The organism is Pseudomonas shirazica, assembly GCF_015168335.1.
Lineage (GTDB): Bacteria > Pseudomonadota > Gammaproteobacteria > Pseudomonadales > Pseudomonadaceae > Aquipseudomonas > Aquipseudomonas asiatica.
The window spans coordinates 3,645,797-3,661,586 of the sequence record NZ_CP063456.1 but is presented as its reverse complement, the minus strand read 5'-3'; the positions used below and the strand labels follow the sequence as shown (position 1 = coordinate 3,661,586).

General features: G+C 64.1%; 13 protein-coding genes. 12 read left to right on the top strand and 1 reads right to left on the bottom strand.

Annotated features, from left to right (window positions below; all coding sequences use genetic code 11):
• Positions 1-879: a LysR family transcriptional regulator gene (locus IMX18_RS16840; RefSeq protein WP_015269430.1), complete on the bottom strand. Its 879-nt coding sequence runs from the start codon at positions 877-879 to the stop codon at positions 1-3.
• 131 nt (positions 880-1,010) lie between these two features.
• On the opposite strand from IMX18_RS16840, the gene leuC reads away from it, so the two are divergent.
• The 12 genes from leuC (at position 1,011) to IMX18_RS16780 (ending at position 15,777) form a co-directional block, all read left to right on the top strand.
• Positions 1,011-2,444, top strand: a complete 1,434-nt coding sequence (gene leuC, locus IMX18_RS16835; protein ID WP_013971600.1) for a 3-isopropylmalate dehydratase large subunit — start codon at positions 1,011-1,013, stop codon at positions 2,442-2,444.
• On the top strand, positions 2,441-3,085 hold the full coding sequence (gene leuD / locus IMX18_RS16830; RefSeq protein WP_015269431.1) for a 3-isopropylmalate dehydratase small subunit: 645 nt from the start codon (positions 2,441-2,443) through the stop codon (positions 3,083-3,085). The genes leuC and leuD overlap by 4 nt, the downstream gene beginning before the upstream one ends.
• Before the next feature lie 147 nt (positions 3,086-3,232).
• Positions 3,233-3,997 (top strand): class I SAM-dependent methyltransferase, encoded by a 765-nt coding sequence (locus IMX18_RS16825; protein ID WP_015269432.1) that lies wholly within the window; start codon positions 3,233-3,235, stop codon positions 3,995-3,997.
• Positions 3,998-4,051: 54 nt separating this feature from the next.
• Complete coding sequence (leuB, locus tag IMX18_RS16820; RefSeq protein ID WP_087502435.1) at positions 4,052-5,134, top strand: 3-isopropylmalate dehydrogenase; 1,083 nt, start codon at positions 4,052-4,054, stop codon at positions 5,132-5,134.
• 63 nt (positions 5,135-5,197) lie between these two features.
• Positions 5,198-6,310, top strand: a complete 1,113-nt coding sequence (asd, locus tag IMX18_RS16815) for an aspartate-semialdehyde dehydrogenase (RefSeq protein ID WP_003260268.1) — start codon at positions 5,198-5,200, stop codon at positions 6,308-6,310.
• 858 nt (positions 6,311-7,168) lie between these two features.
• Positions 7,169-8,173: an aspartate-semialdehyde dehydrogenase gene (locus tag IMX18_RS16810; RefSeq protein WP_054573328.1), complete on the top strand. Its 1,005-nt coding sequence runs from the start codon at positions 7,169-7,171 to the stop codon at positions 8,171-8,173.
• A gap of 71 nt (positions 8,174-8,244) precedes the next feature.
• Positions 8,245-10,968 (top strand): motility hub landmark protein FimV, encoded by a 2,724-nt coding sequence (locus IMX18_RS16805; RefSeq protein ID WP_217190295.1) that lies wholly within the window; start codon positions 8,245-8,247, stop codon positions 10,966-10,968.
• Between the two features lie 194 nt (positions 10,969-11,162).
• Positions 11,163-12,023, top strand: a complete 861-nt coding sequence (gene truA, locus IMX18_RS16800; RefSeq protein ID WP_025338241.1) for a tRNA pseudouridine(38-40) synthase TruA — start codon at positions 11,163-11,165, stop codon at positions 12,021-12,023.
• Positions 12,024-12,084: 61 nt separating this feature from the next.
• On the top strand, positions 12,085-12,705 hold the full coding sequence (locus tag IMX18_RS16795; RefSeq protein ID WP_013971608.1) for a phosphoribosylanthranilate isomerase: 621 nt from the start codon (positions 12,085-12,087) through the stop codon (positions 12,703-12,705).
• Between the two features lie 222 nt (positions 12,706-12,927).
• Positions 12,928-13,821, top strand: coding sequence for an acetyl-CoA carboxylase, carboxyltransferase subunit beta (accD, locus tag IMX18_RS16790; RefSeq protein WP_013971609.1), 894 nt, complete (start codon positions 12,928-12,930; stop codon positions 13,819-13,821).
• Positions 13,821-15,128, top strand: a complete 1,308-nt coding sequence (folC, locus tag IMX18_RS16785) for a bifunctional tetrahydrofolate synthase/dihydrofolate synthase (protein ID WP_054573327.1) — start codon at positions 13,821-13,823, stop codon at positions 15,126-15,128. The genes accD and folC overlap by 1 nt, the downstream gene beginning before the upstream one ends.
• Positions 15,112-15,777, top strand: a complete 666-nt coding sequence (locus IMX18_RS16780) for an SPOR domain-containing protein (protein WP_191471881.1) — start codon at positions 15,112-15,114, stop codon at positions 15,775-15,777. The genes folC and IMX18_RS16780 overlap by 17 nt, the downstream gene beginning before the upstream one ends.
• Positions 15,778-15,790: the final 13 nt, after the last annotated feature.

Below are 15,790 nucleotides of genomic sequence, written 5' to 3'. Positions count from 1 at the left end.
TCAGGCGGGCCCTGCGTGGCTGTCGAGCAGGGCCATGAATGCCCTGGCCGCGTTCGAAAGCGTACGCTCCGTGTGCAAAATGTAGCCTAGCTGGCGAGACAGCTGTATGCCCGGCAAGGCGATGGGTGCAACCTGTTCGTCGAGCATGGTGCGCGGCAGCACGCTCCAGGCCAGGCCGATGGACACCATCATCTTGATGGTTTCCAGATAGTTGGTACTCATGGCGATGTTCGGCGTCAGGCCCTGGCTTTCGAACAGGCGCTGAACAATGTGGTGGGTAAAAGTGTTGCCGCCCGGGAACACGGCCGGGTGGCGGGCGACGTCGGCCAGGCTGACCGTGTTGTTGTTGGCCAGCGGGTGCTCGGGAGCGGCGACGAAGTCCAGGGCGTCGTCCCATACCGGCACGGCCTTGACCAGGTGGTGCGGCTCGGGTGCCAAGGTGATAACGGCAATCTCCGCGCGGCCATGGAGGATTTCGTCGTAGGCCGCTTCCGAATCCATGAACTGAATATCCAGCGCCACTGCAGGGTATTCCCGGGTGAAGGCCCGCAGCAGCGGGGGTAGGCGGTGCAAGCCGATATGGTGGCTGGTGGCAAGGGTCAGCCGACCACTCACTTCCCCGGTCAAATTGGTCAGCGCGCGCCGGGTATCATCGAGGACGTTGAGGATCTGGTAGGCGCGGGGAAGCAGGGCGCGGCCCGCCTCGGTCAGGGTCACCTCGCGGCCCAGCCGGTCGAACAGGCGCACATCCAGTTGCTGTTCCAGTCCGGCGATGCGTTTGCTGACGGCCGGTTGAGTCAGGAACAGGCGGTCGGCCGCCCCGGAAAAACTACCGGTTTCGGCAATTGCGATGAAGGCGCTAAGGTTGGCCAGATCCATGGGGTCGCATTCCTGTTGGTTATCCAAAGCATAAAAATTATGAATTTGAGTTATTCAATCTAACCCCCTAGCATCGACCGCACAAGCCAAGGGGTCTTTGGCATAGAAAGACGCTGATGAGGAACAGTCTGATGGCTGGCAAAACGCTCTACGACAAACTCTGGGAAGCCCATGAGGTCAAGCGCCGTGATGACGGCTCGTCCTTGATCTACATCGACCGTCACATCATCCACGAAGTGACGTCGCCCCAGGCCTTCGAAGGCCTGCGCCTGGCCAACCGCAAACCTTGGCGCATCGACGCCAACATCGCCACGCCTGACCACAACGTGCCGACCACGCCAGAGCGCAAGGGCGGTATCGAGGCCATCGTCGACCAGGTGTCGCGCCTGCAGGTGCAGACCCTCGACGAGAACTGTGACGAATATGGCATCGTCGAATTCAAGATGAATGACGAGCGTCAAGGCATCGTCCACGTCATCAGCCCGGAGCAGGGTGCCACCTTGCCTGGCATGACTGTGGTCTGCGGTGACTCGCACACCTCCACCCACGGCGCCTTCGGTGCCCTGGCCCACGGCATCGGCACCTCCGAAGTGGAGCACGTGCTTGCTACCCAGTGCCTGGTCGCCAAGAAAATGAAGAACATGCTGGTGCGCGTGGAAGGCCAGTTGCCTGCCGGCGTAACCGCCAAGGACATCGTCCTGGCCGTGATCGGCAAGATCGGTACCGCCGGTGGTAACGGCCACGCCATGGAATTTGCTGGCAGCGCCATCCGCGAATTGTCGATGGAAGGCCGCATGACCATCTGCAACATGTCCATCGAAGCCGGTGCCCGCGTAGGCCTGGTGGCGGTGGACGACACCACTGTTGCCTATGTCGAAGGCCGCCCGTACGCGCCGAAGGGCGAGCAGTGGAAGCAGGCGGTCGAAGCCTGGAAAGGCCTGGTCTCCGACGCTGACGCGGTGTTCGACACCGTGGTCGAGCTCGACGCTGCGCAAATCAAGCCGCAGGTCAGCTGGGGCACTTCGCCGGAGATGGTCCTCGCTGTCGACCAGCGCGTGCCGGACCCGGCTGCCGAGCCTGACCTGATCAAACGTGGTTCGATCGAGCGTGCCCTCAAGTACATGGGCCTCGCCGCCAACCAGGCGATAACCGATATCAAGCTCGACCGCGTGTTCATCGGTTCGTGCACCAACTCGCGTATCGAAGACCTGCGCGCTGCCGCCGAAATCGCCAAGGGCCGCAAGGTCGCTGCCAACGTCAAGCAGGCGCTGGTGGTGCCGGGCTCGGGCCTGGTCAAGGCCCAGGCCGAGCGCGAAGGCCTGGACAAGATCTTCCTCGAGGCCGGTTTCGAATGGCGTGAGCCAGGCTGCTCGATGTGCCTGGCGATGAACCCGGACCGCCTGGAGAGCGGCGAGCATTGCGCGTCTACCTCCAACCGCAACTTCGAAGGCCGTCAGGGGGCCGGTGGCCGCACCCACTTGGTCAGCCCGGCCATGGCCGCCGCCGCCGCGGTGACCGGCCACTTCATCGATGTCCGCGAGTTGATCCAAGGGAGCGCAGCATGAAAGCCTTTACCCAGCACACTGGCCTCGTCGCGCCGTTGGACCGTGCCAACGTCGACACCGACCAGATCATCCCCAAGCAGTTTTTGAAGTCGATCAAGCGCACCGGCTTCGGCCCCAACCTGTTCGACGAGTGGCGTTACCTGGACGTGGGCCAGCCTTACCAGGACAACAGCAAGCGCCCGCTGAACAAGGAGTTCGTGCTCAACCACGAACGCTACCAGGGTGCCAGCGTGTTGCTGGCGCGGGAGAACTTCGGTTGCGGCTCCAGCCGTGAGCACGCCCCATGGGCGCTGGACGAGTACGGCTTCCGCAGCGTGATCGCGCCGAGCTTTGCCGACATCTTCTTCAACAACAGCTTCAAGAACGGCTTGCTGCCGATCATCCTCAGCGACGAGGAAGTCGACGAGCTGTTCAAGCAGGTCGAAGCCATCCCGGGCTATCAGCTGACCATCGACCTGCAGGCGCAGGCGGTGACCCGTCCGGATGGCAAGGTGCTGCACTTCGAGATCGATGCGTTTCGCAAGCACTGCCTGCTCAACGGCCTCGACGACATCGGCCTGACCCTGCAGGACAGCGATGCGATCAAGGCCTTCGAAGGCAAGCACCGCGCCGGGCAGCCTTGGCTGTTCCGTGATGCCTGAATGATGTAGTTGGGTTTGCTGGCCTCATCGCCGGCAAGCCAGCTCCCACAGGAACTCCACAGGTCTGAAGACTGTGGGTTCTCTGTGGGAGCTGGCTTGCCGGCGATAGGGCCAGTAGAGACAACCCAAAACCAAAAGGATCGAGACATGACCAGCACCCAGCACACCGATGTGGTCCAACGCCAGTTCGGCGAACAGGCCAGCGCCTACCTCAGCAGCGCCGTGCACGCCCAAGGCAGTGAATTCGGCCTGCTGCAAGACGCGCTGGCAGGGCGGGGCCATGCCCGCGTGCTCGACCTTGGCTGCGGTGCCGGTCATGTCAGTTTCCACGTCGCCCCTCTGGTTGCCGAAGTGGTCGCCTACGACCTCTCGCAAGCCATGCTCGACGTGGTCGCCAGTGCCGCCGCCGAGCGCGGCCTGGCCAATATCACCACCGAACGCGGTGCCGCCGAACGCCTGCCGTTCGCCGACGCCTCGTTTGACTTCGTCTTCAGCCGCTACTCGGCCCACCACTGGAGCGACCTGGGTCTGGCCCTGCGCGAAGTGCGCCGAGTGCTCAAGCCGGGTGGCGTGGCGGCGTTCATCGACGTCATGTCGCCGGGCAGCCCGCTGCTCGACACCTACCTGCAAACGGTCGAAGTACTGCGCGACACCAGCCACGTGCGCGATTATTCCGCTGCCGAATGGCAACGCCAGGTCAGCGAGGCTGGCCTGCATGTACGCAGCCACACCCGCCAGCCGCTGCGCCTGGAGTTTTCCAGCTGGGTCGAGCGCATGCGCACCCCCGAGCCAATGCGCGTGGCAATTCGCCAATTGCAGCAAGCCATGGGTGAAGAAGTGCGGCAGTATTACCAGATCGAGGCCGATGGTTCGTTCAGCACCGATGTGCTGGTGTTGTGGGCCGAGCGTTAAGAACTTTTCGGTGGGGCCCGCTTGGCCGCACCGCGTGAATGGATAGAGGAAAGCATGAGCAAGCAGATTCTGATTCTCCCAGGTGACGGTATCGGCCCGGAAATCATGGCCGAGGCAGTCAAGGTGCTGGAACTGGCCAACGACAAGTTTCAGCTCGGCTTCAGCCTGGAGCACGACGTGATTGGTGGCGCTGCCATCGACAAGCACGGCGTGCCGCTGGCCGACGAGACCCTGGAGCGTGCGCGCAAGGCCGATGCCGTGCTGCTGGGCGCCGTGGGCGGGCCGAAGTGGGACAAGATCGAGCGTGACATCCGCCCCGAACGCGGCCTGCTTAAAATCCGTTCGCAACTGGGCCTGTTCGCCAACCTGCGCCCGGCCATCCTCTACCCGCAACTGGCCGATGCCTCGTCGCTCAAGCCAGAGATCGTTTCCGGCCTGGACATCCTCATCGTCCGTGAGCTGACCGGCGGTATCTACTTCGGTGCCCCGCGCGGCCAGCGCGAGCTGGAAGGCGGCGAGCGCCAGGCCTACGACACCCTGCCGTACAGCGAAAGCGAAGTGCGCCGCATTGCCCGTGTCGGCTTTGACATGGCCCGCGTGCGTGGCAAGAAGCTGTGCTCGGTGGACAAGGCCAACGTCCTGGCTTCCAGCCAGCTGTGGCGTGAAGTGGTCGAGGACGTGGCCAAGGACTACCCGGATGTGGAACTGAGCCATATGTACGTCGACAACGCCGCCATGCAACTGGTGCGCGCGCCCAAACAGTTCGATGTGATGGTGACCGACAACATGTTCGGTGACATTCTGTCGGATGAAGCTTCCATGCTGACTGGTTCCATCGGCATGCTGCCTTCGGCGTCGCTGGATGCCGATAACAAGGGCATGTACGAGCCGTGCCACGGTTCGGCCCCAGACATCGCAGGCCTTGGCATCGCCAACCCGCTGGCGACCATCCTGTCGGTGTCGATGATGTTGCGTTACAGCTTCAATCAGTCGGCTGCCGCCGAGGCAATCGAGAAGGCTGTGAGCGTGGTCCTGGACCAGGGCCTGCGCACCGGCGACATCTTCTCGGAAGGTTGTCGCAAAGTAGGTACGCAGGAAATGGGCGACGCAGTAGTCGCAGCGCTGCGGAATCTGTAATCTCTCTGGCCCGCCACCCAAAATTCCCGGTGGCGGCCCACTTTTAGCAAAGGTGTAGTTGCGATGAAACGTGTAGGTCTGATCGGTTGGCGCGGTATGGTCGGTTCCGTGCTCATGCAGCGGATGCTGGAGGAGCAGGATTTCGACCTTATCGAGCCGGTGTTCTTCACCACCTCCAATGTTGGCGGCCAGGGCCCGAACGTGGGCAAGGATACAGCTCCGCTCAAGGACGCTTATTCGATTGAAGAACTCAAGACCCTCGACGTGATCCTGACCTGCCAGGGTGGCGACTACACCAACGAGGTCTTCCCCAAGCTGCGTGAAGCCGGCTGGCAGGGTTACTGGATCGATGCCGCCTCGTCCCTGCGCATGCAGGATGACGCGGTGATCATCCTCGACCCGGTCAACCGCAAGGTCATCGACCAGCAGCTGGACGCGGGTACCAAGAACTACATCGGCGGCAATTGCACCGTCAGCCTGATGCTGATGGGCCTGGGTGGCCTGTTCGAAGCCGGCCTGGTCGAGTGGATGAGCGCCATGACCTACCAGGCGGCCTCGGGTGCCGGTGCGCAGAACATGCGCGAGCTGATCAAGCAGATGGGTGCTACCCATGCTGCCGTCGCCGATGACCTGGCCAACCCGGCCAGCGCCATCCTCGACATCGACCGCAAGGTTGCCGAGACCATGCGCAGCGAAGCGTTCCCGACCGAGAACTTCGGCGTGCCACTGGCTGGCAGCCTGATCCCGTGGATCGACAAGGAACTGCCGAACGGTCAGAGCCGTGAAGAGTGGAAGGCCCAGGCCGAGACCAACAAGATCCTCGGCCGCTTCAAGAGCCCGATCCCGGTCGACGGCATCTGCGTGCGCATCGGCGCCATGCGTTGCCACAGCCAGGCGCTGACCATCAAGCTGAACAAGGACGTGCCGCTGGCCGACATCGAAGGCATGATCAGCCAGCACAACCCTTGGGTGAAGCTGGTACCTAACCAGCGTGAAATCAGCATGCAGGAGCTGAGCCCGACCAAGGTTACCGGCACCCTGAACATCCCGGTTGGCCGCCTGCGCAAGCTGAACATGGGGTCCCAGTACCTGGGCGCGTTCACCGTAGGTGACCAGCTGCTGTGGGGCGCGGCCGAGCCGCTGCGCCGCATGCTGCGGATTCTGCTGGAGCGTTGATCGCTCCGGCCTGACCGAAAACCCGCGCTGGCGACAGCGCGGGTTTTTTTATTTCCGATCCATCCCGGCCGGCCCGGCTCTTCTCTGCTTTTGCTTTTGCTTTTGCTTCTAGGCGCGCGATAGTTCAGGCGCCGCCGATTGCGACTTCAGGAGGCCGAGCGAAGGGATTGCGGAGGGAGGTGACGGGCATGGATGCCCGTCAAGCGCTGAGGCCCCATGGATGGGGCCTGCAGCGCGTCCTCCCGGGAGCAAGCCCGTAGCGAGGGGACCCCGGAGCGTAGCGCAGGGGCCGGATGATGGGAGCCGACGGTTTTTGGTTCCTTTTTGCCACGACAAAAAGGGACCCGCCGTAAGGGCGGAAAGGTGACTTGGCGCCACCATCGCGAATGAATGTCTACTCGATGCGAATGCCCACATCCAAAAGCCAAAAAGCCAAAAAGCCAAAAAGCTTAAGCGACGGTTTTGATATGGCGAACAGTCCGTTTGCGATGGCGACGCTGATTCACCTTTTCGCCCTTACGGCGAGTCACTTTTTGTCAAACGCGACAAAAAGTAACCAAAAAACGCTGCGCTCCCATCATCCGGCCCCTCCGCTACGCTACGGGGTTCCCTCGCGCCGGTCTTGCTCCCGGGAGCACGCGCTGCAGGCCCCATCCATGGGGCCTCAGCGCTTGACGGGCATCCATGCCCGTCACCTCCCTCCGCAAGACCTCTGCTCGGCCTCCTGAAGTCGCGAAGATCAAGATCAAGATCAAGATCAAGAGCAGCGCAGCTCTAGGTTTGGGCCAGCACAGACAAAACTCTACAATCCGAGTAAAGTGCCGCCCCCCCGCCGTTTTCAGCAAAAGGATCCCTTCCATGACACACCCTTTGGACATCGCCGTCGTCGGCGCCACCGGCAGCGTCGGTGAAGCCCTGGTGCAGATCCTCGAAGAGCTGGATTTCCCGGTCGCCACCCTGCACCTGCTAGCCAGCATGGAATCGGCGGGCAGTAGCGTGATGTTCGCCGGCAAGAAGCTGAAGGTACGTGAGGTGGACAGCTTCGACTTTGCCCAGGTCAAGCTGGCCTTTTTCGCCGCAGGCGCCGCAGTCAGCCGAAGCTTTGCCAGCAAGGCGCTGCAGGCAGGCTGCACGGTCATCGACCTGTCCGCTGGTCTGGACGACGCCCTGGCTCTGGTGCCCGAAGCCAACGCCGAACGCCTGATTGACCTGGCATTGCCCGCGCGCATCGTCAGCCCGTGCTCGGCCGCGGTTGCCCTGGCCGTTGCTCTGGCACCGCTCAAGCGCCTGCTGGATATCGAGCGGGTGCAGGTGATGGCCGCGCTGGCGGTGTCCGCACAAGGTCGGGAAGCTGTCAACGAACTCGCCCGGCAAACTGCCGAGCTGCTCAATGCCCGGCCCCTGGAGCCGCGCTTCTTCGATCGCCAGGTGGCGTTCAACATGTTGGCCCAGGTCGGTGCCGCCGATGAGCAAGGCCACACCGCCCTGGAGCGCCGCCTGGTCGGTGAGCTGCGTGTGCTGCTGGGCCTGCCTGAACTGAAGATTTCCGTGAGCTGCGTTCAAGTCCCGGTATTTTTCGGCGATAGCTTCAGTGTGGCGGTACAGAGCCGTCGCCCGGTCGACCTGGAGGCGGTCAACCAGGCCCTCGAGGCGGCTGACAGCGTCGAACTGGTGGAGCGCGACGATTATCCGACTCCGGTAGGCGACGCAGTAGGCCAGGACGTGGTCTATGTTGGTCGTGTAAGGCATGGTGTTGATGAAGACCAGCAGCTCAACCTCTGGCTGACCACCGACAACGTGCGCAAAGGCGCCGCGCTCAATGCTGTGCAAGTGGCGCAATTGTTGATTAAACACATGCTGTAAAAGATACTGGCGAGCACTATTGTCCTGCTCTGCATGCAGGTTTCAGGACGCTTCATACAAGGGAAGAGGTCATGCTTCGAATTCGCAAACTGGTTCTGGCCATGGCTGCAGCATCGGCGCTGTCGTCGGGCATGGCGAATGCCCTGGGCCTGGGGGAACTGACCCTCAAATCGGCACAGAACCAGCCCCTGGACGCCGAGATCGAACTGCTCGACGTGCGCGACCTCACCGCTGCCGAAGTGGCACCGAGCCTGGCGCCGCCGGAAGATTTCAGCAAGGCCGGGGTGGCATTCCCAACCTACCTCGAAGACCTAACCTTCACGCCGGTGATCAACCCCAACGGCAAGAGCGTGCTGCGTGTTACCTCCAGCCAGCCGCTGCCGGAACCGGTGGTAAAGTTCCTGGTCCAGTTGATGTGGCCGCAGGGCCGCCTGCTGCGTGACTACAGCGTGCTGCTCGACCAGGCCAAGGCCCAGGGCGACAAGCCTGCGGCAGGCAATGTCGCGCCAGCGGTGACCGCTGCCGGCAGCTATACCACCCAGCGCCGGGACACCCTGTGGCAGATTGCCGCGCGCAATACCCAGGGCGGCTCGATCCAGCAGACCATGATCGCGATCCAGGCCCTGAACCCGGACGCTTTCATCGGCAACAACATCAACCAGCTGAAGGTTGGCCAGGTGTTGCGCCTGCCCGACCAGCAGCAGATCCAGAACATCCCGCAGAGCGAGGCGACCGCCGAGGTGGCCGAGCAGTATGCTGCCTGGCGTGAAGGTCGTCGCCTGGGCCCGCGTGCCCGCCAGCTGGACGCCACTCGCCGCGGTACCGCCGAGGCAGCTCCGGCGCGTATCGCCCAGGGCGACAACCTGCGCCTGGTCAGCCCGGGCAACCAGGCTGGTGCCGACCAGGCCAAGGCCCTCAATGACAAGCTGGCGGTGGCCCAGGAAAGCCTGGACACCAGTCGTCGCGACAACGAAGAGCTCAAGAGCCGCATGGCCGACCTGCAGAGCCAGCTGGACAAGCTGCAGCGTCTGATCGAGTTGAAGAACAACCAGCTGGCCCGCCTTGAAGCCCAGGGGGCGGCTGCACCGGCCGAACCGGTCGCCAAGCCTGCGCCTGCCGCCGTCGATACCGCACCCAAGCCGGTGCCCGCCGCCGAGGCCGCACCTGCCGGTCAGCCTGACAGCGTGATCGACGAAATCATGGGCAACCCGCTGCTGCTCGGGCTGATTTCCGGTAGCGCCTTCCTCGTACTGCTGCTTCTGCTGCTGTTGCTGGCGCGCAAGCGCAAGGCCCAGCAGGAGGCTGAAAAGCACCTGCGCATGGCGCGGGCGCTGGAAGAAGAGCAGGGCGCAGGCTTTGACAGCGATAGCGCAAGCTTCGATGGCGTAGAAGTCTCGGCGCCGAGCGTAACCCTGTCGCCGGCCGTGGTCGCCGCTTCGGCTGCCGCCGCCACCGCCGCGGAAAAAACGGCGGCACCCGCTGTCGAAGCGCAACCTGAACCGCAAGCCGACCCCCACGCCGCTTTGCTGGCGGAAGTCGAGCAGTGCGTGGCCGAAGGCCGCCTGAACCGCGCTACCGACCTGTTGGAACCTGCCGTGGCCGCCGCGCCGCAGCGTGACGACCTGCGCCTGAAACTGATGGATGTGTACGCCCGCCAGGGTGACCAGAGCGCGTTCGTCGAGCAGGAGCGCAAGTTGCCGGCCAGTGAGCAGAACAGTGCAGCGGTTGCCGGGTTGAAAGAGCGCTACCCGGCCATGCTCGGCCTGGCTGCTGCCGGCCTGGGCGCGGCGGCCCTGGCTGCCGAGATGGATGAGCAGTACGTGCAGGAGCTGTTGCAGGATCAGCCTGATACGCCAGTGGTTGCCGATGTAGCGCCGGAGGAAGTGCCGGCGGTCGAGCCAGAGGTGGCGATTGAACCAGAGGCCGTTGCTCTGGCGGAACCTGAAGCAGCGCTCGAACCCGAAGTTGACCTGGATGCTGAGCTGGATGCCTTCGATGAAGTGCCGACCCTCGATGCGCCGGGCCTGGACGAGCAGGACCTGGACAGTGCCTTCGACCTGAGCCTGGGTGACGACCTGCCCGAGCAAGACCCGCTGGCAGCGCCGCTGCTGGACGAATCTGTGGCCCAGCAACCTGTAGTCGAAGAGCCGGTACTGGATGAACCCGTGCTGGAATCGGCTCAGCCCGAAGACGAGCCGTTTGCGGTGGACGCCGAGCTACAGGCCGACGCTGACGCCGAATTCGAGGCCATGCTGGCGCAGGCCGAGCCACAGCCCGCTGTGGACCTGTCCGACTTCGACCTCGACATCAGCGAGCCGGTTGCCCCGGCAGCCCCGGCTGCGGTCGACGAAACCCCGGTGGATGTCGCCGCCGAGTTGGCTGCCTTCGACAGCGAGCCAGCGTTCGACCCGCTTTCCGAGTTCGATCTGCCATCCGACTTCGATCTTTCGCTGTCGCTGGAAGACGATTCGCCGGCAGCCAAGAGCTTTACCTCGGAGCTGGACGACGTCAACGCTGAGCTGGACAAGCTGTCGCAGAGCCTCGAGTCGCCGTCGCTGGAGCCGCATTTCACCAGCGAGGATGCGGCTGCCCAGCCCGAGCCCGAGCCACTGGACGACCTGGACTTCGACTTCTTCTCCGGAAGCGACGAAGTGGCCACAAAGCTTGACCTGGCCCGCGCCTATATCGACATGGGCGACAACCAGGGCGCACGCGACATTCTCGATGAAGTGGTCAAGGATGGCGACGACAGCCAGCGTCAGGAGGCCGAGGACATGCTCTCCCGGCTGGTCTGAGGTTGCCTGCTCCGGCCTCTTCGCGGGTAAACCCGCTCCCACAGGTTCATCACAGGTCCGAATTCTGTGCGGGCCCTGTGGGAGCGGGTTTACCCGCGAAGAGGCCCTGAAAGGCAGTGCATATTCAACGGCAGCCCTACACGGCTGCCGTTGTCGTTATAATCCCCGCCATTCCGTACACCCCCACAGGTTTCATGCTCTTGGACATCATCGACACCGCCGCCGCCGAGTCCGCGGCCGAAGGCTACTCCCGCATCGCCCTGGGCGTGGAATACAAAGGCGCGCGCTACCGTGGCTGGCAGCGCCAGGCCAGTGGCGTGCCCAGTGTCCAGCAGGCCCTGGAGCAGGCGCTGTCCAAGGTGGCCAACGAGCCCATCTCGGTAATCTGCGCCGGGCGCACCGACGCCGGTGTGCATGGCTGCGGGCAGATCGTGCACTTCGACACCCGCGCCGTGCGCGATGAGCGCGCCTGGACCATGGGCACCAACTTCAACCTGCCCCATGACATCAGCGTGGTCTGGTCGCGGCCGATGCCGGCCGACTTCCATGCCCGCTTCAAGGCCTGCGCCCGGCGTTACCGCTACGTCATCTACAACGACCCGATCCGCCCGGCCCATCTGGCCGAGGAAGTCACCTGGAACCACCGCCCGCTGGATGTCGAACGCATGGCCGAAGCCGCGCAGTACCTGCTTGGTACCCATGACTTCAGTGCCTTCCGCGCCAGCCAGTGCCAGGCCAAGTCGCCGATCAAGCACATCTACCATCTGCGCGTCACCCGCCATGGCCAGATGATCGTGCTGGACGTGCGCGCCACGGCTTTCCTGCACCACATGGTGCGTAACATTGCCGGTGTACTGATGACCATCGGTGCCGGAGAGCGCCCGGTCACCTGGGCGCGTGAGGTGCTGGAAGGGCGCAACCGCCGCGAAGGTGGGGTCACGGCGCACCCATACGGCCTCTACCTGGTGCAGGTGGAGTACCCCGAGGAGTACGCGCTGCCCAAGCGTTACATCGGTCCACACTTTTTGACCGGTTACGAAGCATTGGCAGACTGACGGGCGAAAAGTCATTTGCTAACATCCGGCCTTTCACCGTAACAAGCAGGGTTAGCTGTCCATGAGCAATGTTCGCAGCAAGATCTGCGGGATTACCCGCATCGAAGACGCACTGGCCGCTGCCGAAGCGGGGGCCGATGCCATCGGCTTCGTCTTCTATGCCAAGAGCCCGCGCGCCGTGGACGTGCGCCAGGCGCGGGCGATCATTGCCGAGCTGCCGCCGTTCGTGACCACGGTCGGTTTGTTCGTCAATGCTTCGCGCTGCGAGCTGAACGAGATTCTCGAAGTGGTTCCGCTGGACCTGCTACAGTTCCACGGCGACGAAACCCCACAGGACTGCGAAGGCTACCACCGCCCCTGGATCAAGGCCCTGCGCGTACGCCCGGGCGACGACCTGGAGGCGGCCTGCCGGCTTTACGCTGGTGCCCGCGGCATTCTGCTGGACACCTACGTGCCGGGCGTACCCGGAGGCACCGGTGAAGCGTTCGACTGGTCGCTGGTGCCTGCGCGCCTGAGCAAGCCGATCATTCTGGCGGGCGGGCTGTCTGCCGACAATGTCGGCCAGGCCATCGCCCAGGTACGGCCGTACGCGGTGGATGTCAGTGGCGGCGTGGAGCAAGCCAAGGGCATCAAGGATGCGGCGAAGATCGAGGCCTTCATGCGTGCGGTGAAACAGGCGTGATGGCAGATGTGACGGCTGGCTGCGCGCCATCGTCCATAGCTTTCGCAGCCCTGCGGGGCAGCCGCCTGCGCCTGTGGCGGCAACACAACACATTAGCGGTGGGGTGGCGCGCTGGTAGTCCTGGCGGCCGGTCCATCATCGTTTCATAAAAGATTTTGAGCTCAAGGGCAGGGTAGGGCCGGCGACACCGGACCACGCCTGCCAATACTGGAGAAAGAAAGCATGAGCAACTGGTTAGTCGACAAACTGATCCCTTCGATCATGCGTTCCGAGGTGAAGAAGAGCTCGGTGCCTGAAGGCCTGTGGCACAAATGCCCGGCCTGCGAGGCCGTGCTGTATCGTCCGGAGCTGGAAAAGACCCTGGATGTCTGCCCCAAGTGCAACCACCACATGCGCATCGGCGCACGTGCGCGCATCGACATCTTCCTCGACGCCGATGGCCGTGCCGAACTGGGCGCCGACCTGGAGCCGGTCGATCGCCTGAAGTTCCGTGATGGCAAGAAGTACAAGGACCGCCTGGCTGGCGCGCAGAAGCAAACCGGCGAGAAGGACGCCCTGATCTCCATGAGCGGCACCCTGATGGGCATGCCGATCGTGGTCAGCGCCTTCGAGTTCTCGTTCATGGGCGGCTCCATGGGTGCCATCGTCGGCGAGCGCTTCGTGCGCGCGGCCAACTATGCCCTGGAGCACCGCTGCCCGATGGTCTGCTTCTCCGCCTCGGGCGGTGCACGCATGCAGGAAGCGCTGATCTCGCTGATGCAGATGGCCAAGACCTCGGCCGTGCTGGCGCGCCTGCGCGAAGAAGGCATCCCGTTCATCTCGGTACTGACCGACCCTGTGTACGGTGGTGTCTCCGCCAGCCTGGCCATGCTCGGTGACGTGATCGTCGGCGAGCCGAAGGCACTGATCGGCTTCGCCGGCCCGCGCGTGATCGAGCAGACCGTGCGCGAGAAGCTGCCGGAAGGCTTCCAGCGCAGTGAGTTCCTGCTGGAGCACGGCGCCATCGACCTGATCATCTCTCGTGGCGAGCTGCGCCCGCGTCTGGCCCGCCTGCTGGCGCAGATGACTGGCCAGGAAACCCCGGAGCAAGCGCGTGAGGCGGCTGCCGTCGCGTGATGAAACAACGATCCCTGGGCGAATGGCTCGCCTACCTCGAGCAGTTGCACCCCTCGGCCATCGACATGGGCCTGGAGCGGTCGCAGAAGGTGCTTGCCCGGCTGGCGCTAGGCAAGCTGGCGCCACGTGTGGTGACGGTGACCGGCACCAACGGCAAGGGCTCGACCTGTGCCTTCGTGGCCTCGCTGCTGCGTGCCCAGGGGTTGAAGGTTGGCGTGTACAGCTCGCCGCACCTGTTGCGTTACAACGAGCGGGTGCTGATCGATGGCCAAGAGGCCAGCGATGAGCGCCTGTGCGAAGCCTTCGCCGCCGTCGAGGCGGCGCGGGGCGAAATTTCCCTGACCTACTTCGAGATGGGCACTCTGGCCGCGTTCTGGTTGTTCTACCAGTCGCAGCTGGATGCCGTGGTACTGGAGGTGGGGCTTGGTGGCCGCCTGGACACCGTGAACGTGGTGGATGCCGACCTGGCCCTGGTGACCAGCATCGGCGTCGATCATGTCGATTACCTGGGTGATACCCGCGAGCTGGTGGCCTTCGAGAAGGCAGGCATCTTCCGTCAGGGCAAGCCGGCACTGTGCGGTGACCTGGATCCGCCTCAGCCGCTGCTGGACAAGGCCGCCGAACTGGCTGCGCCGATGTTCCTGCGTGGTCGTGACTTCGACCTGGCCATTGCCGATGGCAGCTGGAACTGGCGGGGTACTGCGGCTGATGGAGCGCCGGTAGAGCTGCTTGGCCTGCCTTTGCTCGACCTGCCCATGGAAAACGCCACGCTGGCCCTGCAGGCCTACCTGCTGATGGGGCTGCCCTGGGACGCCGGCCAGATTCGCCAGGCGCTGCTGGATACCCGAATCACGGGTCGCCTCGACCGTCGCCAGCTGAGCTGGCAGGGCAAGCCGGTGGAACTGTTGCTGGATGTCGGGCACAACCCGCACGCCGCGGAGTACCTGGCCCGGCGCCTGGCGGCCCGGCCGCTGAAGGGGCGCCGCCTGGCGGTGTTCGGCCTGCTCGCCGACAAGGACCTGGACGGTGTTGTCGCGCCGCTGCAGGGGCTGGTCGACGACTGGGCAGTGGCGCCACTGGATACCCCGCGCAGCCGCCCGGCTGCGGAGCTGGCCACGGCCTTGACGAACGTCGGCGCCGCGGTGAAGTCTTATGCCAGCGTCGATGCTGCCCTTGAAGGGCAATGCGCGCAGGCAACGGCGGATGACCAGATCTTGCTGTTCGGTTCGTTTTTCTGTGTTGCCCAGGCACTGGAATGGCTGGAGCGGCACGCCCAGGAGGGTGGAGTAGATGGCAGTGCTGGATAAAGGGATGAAACAGCGCATGGTGGGTGCGTTGGTGCTGGTGGCGCTGGCGGTGATTTTCCTGCCGATGCTGTTCACCCGCGAGGACGAGATGCGTCAGGTGCGCGTCGATGCCCCGCAGGCGCCGGCCATGCCAAGCCTGCCGGAAGTGAAGGTGGAGCCGGTCGCCGTGCCGGAGCCGCAGGCCATTGCGCAAGAGCCGCAACAGCCACCGGTGGTGGTGGACGAGTCCACCGCGCCGGCGAGCACGCCCAGCCAGCCGATTGCACCGTCACCGCAGACCCAGCCTCAAGTGCAGGTGCAGCCCCAGCCTCAGCCTGCCAAGCCGCAGGCGCCTGTGGCCAAGGTCGAGCCTCAGCCGGCAGCCAAGCCGGCCGCGCCGACGGCGCCATCGAAGATCGACGTCAATGGCCTGCCGGTCAGCTGGTCGATCCAGTTGGCCAGCCTGTCCAACCGTGCCGGGGCCGAAAAGCTGCAGCAAACCTTGCGTAGCCAGGGTTACAACGCCTATATCCGCTCGGCGGGTGGCATGAACCGCGTGTACGTGGGGCCGCTGATCGAGCGGGCCGAGGCTGAGCGCGTGCGCGACGCCATCAACCGCCAGAACAGCCTCAATGGCTTCGTGGTGCGCTTCCAGCCTGAGCGCAGCTGAGTCTGGCTGACTC